The 2,019-nt window shown below is 37.5% G+C and carries 2 protein-coding genes; both read left to right on the top strand.

Features of this window, described 5'->3' with window-relative positions; all coding sequences use genetic code 11:
• Window positions 1–142: 142 nt before the first annotated feature.
• The gene (locus KWJ01_RS13230; protein WP_224996938.1) at window positions 143–754 is read left to right on the top strand and encodes a hypothetical protein; all 612 of its coding nucleotides are present in this window, start codon (window positions 143–145) and stop codon (window positions 752–754) included.
• Between the two features lie 113 nt (window positions 755–867).
• Window positions 868–1,260, top strand: a complete 393-nt coding sequence (locus KWJ01_RS13225) for a hypothetical protein (RefSeq protein WP_224996937.1) — start codon at window positions 868–870, stop codon at window positions 1,258–1,260.
• Window positions 1,261–2,019: the final 759 nt, after the last annotated feature.

Genomic DNA, 2,019 nt, shown 5'->3' with positions numbered 1-2,019 from the left:
AATTAACCTATGCCCAACCATAAAATAAAGCAAGCGCCCCCAGCTCTTCTTGGAAAGGGGCTGGCATATTGTTACTTTCACTCTTACTCAACCGCAGCGGCGGCTCCTGCTTTATTTATCGTCCGTTATGTGGAATTAAAATATGCGCATCTTACTGATACTGCTACTTATTACCATACCTAGACTCTGTGTTTTGGCAGAGACATGTTTTACAACATTCAAAGGGGATTCCGCCAGAGCTGATATCATCTTTGTTGGAAAGCTTTATAAAATATCAGAAGATGAATTTTGGCATAGAGGAAATGCTCAAACTGTTTTCAATTTTGAGGTGCATGAATCATTCAAAGGACTTAAAACATATCAAAAGTATGTATCCATCATTGGACCAGGCTACAACTGTTGCAACGTACATTTTATTCAGGATTCAGTTTACTTAGTGTTTGCTTACGGGGACGGCAAAAATTCAAGTACTTATTATACAAGCGATTGCTCATTGACAGGGTTACTTTCAGAAAGTAATGAATATTATGAAAGGCTTGGAGAATCGATTATTCCTACTGCTAATGCAGTGGACCAAGAATTGCTAAATAGAAGAGATAAGACAAATGAAAGAAATCAAAAATTGATTACAACTCTTACAGCTGAAGTTAAGGCCAAGGATGATCAAAAAAAGACATTAATATTCGTAATTGGACTTCTGGTCTTGATAATAGTTGGACTAGCATTTAAAATAATAAGAAAAAACTCCACATAACAACAGAATAAAGCAAGCTCCCTCAGCTCATTCAGCTATTGACAATGCTATTGTCTACCTTTGCGTGGGCATAGCAAAGGCCAGTGAAGGTCGCCTGCTTTATTCAATGGACGTTGGCACCAATAATAGCAGCATTAAGAATGGCCAGAAAACCAATATATGAATGGGATATTGAAGAGTTAGCTTCTGAATTAAAAAAGGGGGCTAAAAGCCAAATTATTGCAAGGGCAGCCAGAGAAAAAGCTTCGGAGGGCCAGCTAAGGATATTGAATAATAAACTTGACTTAGCTGATAAAAGAATACGAACATCATTAGCCTGGGAAGAACGACTACAATATGTGATTTTTCCTTTTGGCATTACCTCTTCATTTTCTCCGAATATTGACACAAGCGCATATTTAAAAATGGAATATCAAAAGAAGTATAAGGACTTCATCCTATTTTCCTGTATCGGACTTATATTCTATGCGATGCTTGTAATAGTAGCTGGACTATTATTGACATAGTGTAAATTGAAGGAGTGGCTGGACGGATAATAAAATAAAATATACTGGTGCCAACAACAGAATAAAGCAAGCTCCCCCAGCTCATTCAGCCATTGACAATGCTATTGTCTACCTTTGCGTGGGCACAGCAAAGGTCGGTGAAGGTCGCCTGCTTTATTCAACGGACGTTGTGCTGTATTGAAAGCAAATTGTAGATCCACCGTGCAGGCGAATATCTTATGCGTCTCTGAATTACAACTTCGATATGTTTTATTTGGTGCTATCTCTGATTTTATGTGTATTAATGGCTGTTTACTTTTCTTATAGAGTGGCAGCAAGAATGGACAGTAAAAATGATGATTATCTATATAAGATTGAAACAAACAAAAATATAATTCAGCTTATTGGCTTTGTAGGATTTTGTTTGATGTTCATTTATTTTATTATTATAGAGGCCTTAAAATAATAAGTAACACAATGGACATTGTTGTCAGTGGTGGCTGATTTGCATGATAATACATTGACTTGCATGGTCATAGTATAAAAAAAAATAAACACAGCACAACAACAGAATAAAGCAAGGGCTGAAAGAGCTCTTTGCCATTTGCCTACAAAATCAATACTTTGCGGTCGGATCAGCAAGCGGCAGCGAGCAGCCCCTGCTTTATTCACTGGACGTTGGTGCAAAACAAAACCAGTAGAAACGCCTCATGATCACATCCAACAGTAGACAGCTGCTATTGATGCTCTTCTGCTTCATTATATCCTTCAGTGGGTATA

Source organism: Cesiribacter sp. SM1 (assembly GCF_020178975.1).
GTDB lineage: Bacteria > Bacteroidota > Bacteroidia > Cytophagales > Cyclobacteriaceae > Cesiribacter.
The sequence above is the reverse complement of the archived record's forward strand: the minus strand, read 5'-3'. Positions and strand labels throughout refer to the sequence as shown.